The organism is Armatimonas sp., assembly GCF_043760365.1.
GTDB lineage: Bacteria > Armatimonadota > Armatimonadia > Armatimonadales > Armatimonadaceae > Armatimonas.
Genome location: NZ_JAYUPA010000435.1, coordinates 1 through 4830 on the forward strand (window position 1 = coordinate 1; position 4830 = coordinate 4830).

The window sequence follows — 4830 nt, forward strand, 5'->3', positions numbered from 1 at the left end:
AAGGGGGTAAGGGTGCGGTTGTAGGCACCCGAGCGCGCGATCCCGGCACGAAACAGCCCGGGAGCATGGGCGAGTAAGTGCGCTGTCATGAACGCCCCGTAGCTGTGGCCGCCCACCATCACCCGGCTTGGATCAGCGATTCCCCGCGCGACAAGCGTCTCAATACCCGCCTTCGCGGCACCGACGATCTGCTCAGCAAAAGTATCGTTTGCCGTCTCCGGGTCACCAACAATGGGCATGGACGCGTCCATTAGCACCGCCCAGCCACGGAGCAGAAACCAGAGAGGGCTGGTGCCCATCAGTCTAGTGAACGTTTTGTCGGAGCCGCGCACCTGGCCCGCTGTCGCTGCATCGCTGTACTCTTCCGGGTAGGCCCAGAGGAGAAGGGGCAAATGAGGCCGCGACTCCGGCGTGACTCCCGGCGGCAGGTAGAGCATCCCCGAGAGGGGGACACTGTCGAGACGCTCGTAGCGCACCATTTCTTTGTGGAGCCCGGTGACCTCAGGGTGCGGATCGGTGTAGTTTGTGATCTGCCTGCCATCCACGAAAAAATTCGTCGGCTCCGTGCGGCTCTGACGGCTGGTGAGTAGTTTCTCTCCGACAAAGGCAAGGAAGCTCTCGAATCCCTCGTTGCCGCAGGTGAATATCCGCTCTTTCTCACCCGTCGCGAGATCAAAGGCATCGAGAAACGGACGGTCTCCTTCAGGCGTTGCTCCCCGACCCGCCAGGAAAACGCAGCCGTTTCGGGTATCGAGAACCCGCTCCCCCGTGGGTTTCTGGGTGGTAATAAAACTCCCTGGATCACCGTAGGCATCGTTGACCGAGAGATCAAAGAGCGTTCGGCGTGCCTCCCAGTTCCCCCACAAAAAATAATAGGTCGTCCGCCAGCGTCTATCGCGGTCGTACTCGGTCACAATCCCCGTATTCGGATCGTCGGGCCAGTCCCAGCCGGCAAAGCGATGTGTCAGGCGAAAGCTCTCCCGTGGAGAGTCGGCCCCAGGAACGGAGGCTAGATCTAGCGCCATCGCACGGTCGCGGTGTTCTATTTTCGCAAGCGGATCGCCCCCGTCGAGTGCCTCAACCCAGTGGAGCGTTGCGGGCGCGTTGGGCTGCCAGGAAATCGCACGTGGGCCGGTCGGGACGCCCTGCTGCGGCACTTCATCGCTGATAGGCAAATCGGCGATGGTGCGGAGATGCGCACCGTCCGCGATCGCCCAGACCTCGGTGCGCCGTGCAAAGAGCTGGTAGGGGACACGGTACGAAAACGGCGGGACAAGGCGCGTGACCAGCAGATACTTTCCGTCAGGTGAGGGCCGGGCGCTCGTCGCCAGCAGGGGCTCACCCACAAGTGTCGTTTCTCGTGTTTCAAGCGAGTAGGTTGCGAGCTGGACGGTGGCAAGATGTGTGAAGAGTGCTTCGTCGTAGGGGCTGGTTAGAAGATCCTGGTAGGTCGCTGCTCGGGTCTGCTTCCCGCTGGCCTCCTGAACAATCGGGCCCTCGGGTGCTTTGGGCGGCTGAGGAGATTCCCCAAGTTCGGCCACGAGTGTCAATAGCAGCGTCTGGTTATCCACCCACTGAAGGGGCGAGGACAGCATGTCGGTCAGGGCAAGCCCAGGGATGACTTGTGCGGTTGCCGTGGCCACCGTGCCCAGCGCGAGCGCCAGTCCTCCTCCGAGACTCTCCACATAGAACGCGAAGCGGCTCCCGTCATCGCTCCAAACCGGCCCGCCAGGGATCATGCCCTCAGGAAGCCCGGTAACTTGCCGCTGGCTACCATCCTCGGTGCTGAGCAGCGCAAGGCTCGTGTAGCGCGTGAGCCGCTGCGTCCCCGGTCGCGTGCTATCAAAGCGCACTCCTGCCAGTTTCTCGTAGAGCTTTGCTAGATCGGCAATTGGGGGATACGGCTCGTAGCCAATGAGCAGCAAGTGCGACCGATCCGGTGAGAGCGAGGAAAGCGGCGTCAGCGGGGCATCAAGAAGGGCAACGAGATCATCGCCCGGAGTTTGGTAGTGCATCTACAAGGGATTGTACCTAGCCGCGAGGAAATCACGGATCGGAAGCGGTGATATTAATGTGTCGTGACAATTGGGATTACGATCTTCTGCGATAGAATAGGGCGATGGCGGGACAAAAAGATCAGGTTTTCAAGGAACTCCTCCGGGAGTTTTTCCCTGATTTTATTCGTCTGTTCTATCCGCATATCGCGGAACAGCTTGATTGGAGCACGCTGAGGTTCCTCGATAAAGAGGCTTTCACCGACTTTCCGCGAGGTGAGCAGCACGAAGCCGATATCGTGACTGAGGTGAATACCCTTGAGGGCAAGCCGGAACTGATTTTGGTTCACGTGGAGATCGAGAGCCGTCGCCGCCCGGTGAGTTTTCCAGAGCGTATGTTGGACTACTATTTTCTCCTGCGCCGCCGTTATAAGTTGCCTGTGCTGCCCATTGTTCTGTATCTTTCTCCGGGTGCAGGTGGGCTAGTGGTTGAGACGGTTCGTGAGCCGCTCTTTGGACTCGACTTACTGACGTTTCACTATCTGGCTATAGGCTTACCTGACTTGAGCGCCGCAGACTACGAAGCGGTGAACAACCCGCTGGGGGCCACACTCTCGGCATGGATGCGCTCCTCGGAGACGGCTAAAATAGAGCGCTGGTTAGACGTTCTGCAGCGAATTGTGGCGTATCGGCTGAATCCGGCGCAGCAAGTGCTGGTAACCAGCGTTGTAGAACTGGGTTTACCTCTCTCGCAAGAGGAGCAGGTAGAATTGCAACAACGAACGGTAAGAGAACCGGAGGTACTTGAGATGACAACCATTTTTGAACGCTGGGGACTGGAAAAAGGCATGCAGCAGGGCATGCAGCAGGGCATGCAACAGGGCATGCAACAGGGCATGCAACAGGGCCGTGCTGAGGGGATGCAAGAGGGTTTGAAGAGTGCAGTGCTGCGTATGGCAACTCGAAAGTTTGGAAGCCTCTCGGAGGTGATTCAGCAACGTATCGTGGCACTACAGGCTGAAGATGAGCTGAATGCAGTTCTTGACCGTCTACTGACGGCCACGAGTCCAGAAGGATTATTTACTAACTAATGCGCTGGGTTGAGATGGAAATTGCGGTGGTGGGCGATGAGCAGGAGCCCTACGCGGCACTGCTGACGGAAGTTGCGGGTTGTCAGGGCTGGAGTGCCGATGCGAGCGCCGTGCGCGGGTACTTGCCTGTGGATGAGCGCCTTGAAGGCTCGCTGCTGGCATTGCGTCAGGCTGCGGGACGTGAGGTGACGATTCGTTTTGTGCAGGAAGAAGACTGGGCCAATGCGTGGAAACAGTACTTCAAGCCCCAACGGATCGGGGAGCGCATCGTTATCAAGCCAAGCTGGGAGGAGTTCTCCCCCCTTCCTGGTGATCTGGTGGTCGAGATGGATCCGGGCATGGCTTTTGGCACGGGCCTGCACGCCACCACGAGGCTTTGCTTGCGAGCGTTGGAGACACATGTCCAGGGCGGTGAGACACTTACCGATGTGGGAACGGGCTCCGGAATACTGGCAATTGCAGCCGTCTTACTGGGCGCACACAGCGCGAGCTGCACCGATATAGACCCACTGGCCGTGCGTATCGCCCGGGAGAATATCGAGCGCAATGCAATGGTTGGAAAAGTGTTCGCCCTCGAAGCTACCCTGCCGCCACCCGGACAGTTTGATATTGTGGTCGCTAATATTCTGCCGGATGTGATTCTGGGCATGGCCGAAGAACTCGTCGCTGCGACAAAGCCCGGTGGCCTGCTGATAGTCTCGGGCATCATTGAAGCACGTACCGAAGACGTGAAGGCGGGGCTGGTAGCGCGTGGTTTAACGATCCTGGCAGTAGAGACCGAGGGCGAGTGGGTCGCGATCTCAGCCCGAAGCGAGTAAAATGCTCTAAGTTAGGATGATCTATGAAGGTATTGCATTTGCATGCTGGGGTTCTTTATGGGGGGGTTGAGACTTTTTTGGTGACTTTAGCCCGAAAAGAAAATCAAGAGGCTGACATGGATCATGTATTTGCTACTTGCTTTGAGTCTCGGCTTACTGATGAGTTAAGAGCTGTGAATGCCGATTTGGTTCTGTTGCCCAGGGCAAGATTTAGTCGCCCTTGGACGATTCTACAGACTCGGATGATGTGCAATAAACTCATACGGAAAATTAAACCGGATGTAATTATAGGCCATATGGCCAAATCGTATTGGCTTTTTGCACCGGTAGCAAAACGCAATAAGATTCCTATTGTCCTCTATTTGCATAGCCCCGTTACTAAGGATTGGGTTGATCTTTCTTGTCGGCAGTATCAGCCAGAACTTATGATTGGAGTAAGCCAACATACGCTCCAAACAGGTAAAGACCTCTTATTTCCTGACATTAAGAGTGCGATTATTAACTATCCAATGCCTTTTTCTCCGGATATATTTGATCAATATAAAAATGAACGAGCAGATGTTCGCTCCGAACTCCAACTCGAAGAAGATGTCGTAATATTCCAAGCAACACGAATGGACTCTTGGAAAGGTCATCGGGAACTTATCGAAGCTCTCGGACTCTTGAAAGAAGTTCCGCACTGGGTTTTTGTGATCGCCGGAGGCCCACAAAACCCTAAGGAGCAGCAGTATTTTGAGGCGTTGCAAGAGCAAGCAAAGTCGCTGGGAATCGCCGATAAAGTACGGTTTCTTGGGCGCAGAAAAGATGTGCCCCGTCTACTCGTCGCATCAGATATTTACTGCCAGGCAAATACGGGTTCCGAAGGATTTAGCCTGAGTTTTACAGAGGCGTTCTCCGCAGGGCTACCTGTTGTGACAACGGATATAG

The 4830-nt window shown here is 56.2% G+C and carries 4 protein-coding genes; 3 read left to right on the plus strand and 1 reads right to left on the minus strand.

Annotation, left to right across the window (positions count from 1 at the left end):
• Positions 1-2015: alpha/beta hydrolase family protein (locus ACH2EH_RS10225; RefSeq protein ID WP_395141336.1), on the minus strand; the 2015-nt coding region annotated here is incomplete at its 3' end.
• 104 nt (positions 2016-2119) lie between these two features.
• Between ACH2EH_RS10225 and ACH2EH_RS10230 the strand changes: the two genes are divergently transcribed.
• The 3 genes from ACH2EH_RS10230 to ACH2EH_RS10240 form a co-directional block, all read left to right on the plus strand.
• The gene (locus ACH2EH_RS10230) at positions 2120-3085 is read left to right on the plus strand and encodes an Rpn family recombination-promoting nuclease/putative transposase (RefSeq protein ID WP_395141338.1); all 966 of its coding nucleotides are present in this window, start codon (positions 2120-2122) and stop codon (positions 3083-3085) included.
• Positions 3085-3903, plus strand: a complete 819-nt coding sequence (prmA, locus tag ACH2EH_RS10235; RefSeq protein ID WP_395141340.1) for a 50S ribosomal protein L11 methyltransferase — start codon at positions 3085-3087, stop codon at positions 3901-3903. The genes ACH2EH_RS10230 and prmA overlap by 1 nt, the downstream gene beginning before the upstream one ends.
• Before the next feature lie 23 nt (positions 3904-3926).
• Positions 3927-4830, plus strand: a 904-nt coding sequence (locus tag ACH2EH_RS10240; RefSeq protein WP_395141342.1) for a glycosyltransferase, incomplete at its 3' end; no start/stop codon positions are given.

Bases quoted from the DNA above. Each gene is read 5' to 3' on its own strand.
- ACH2EH_RS10230 (WP_395141338.1), top strand. From the start codon at position 2,120: ATGGCGGGACAAAAAGATCAGGTTTTCAAGGAACTCCTCCGGGAGTTT.
- prmA (WP_395141340.1), top strand. From the start codon at position 3,085: ATGCGCTGGGTTGAGATGGAAATTGCGGTGGTGGGCGATGAGCAGGAG.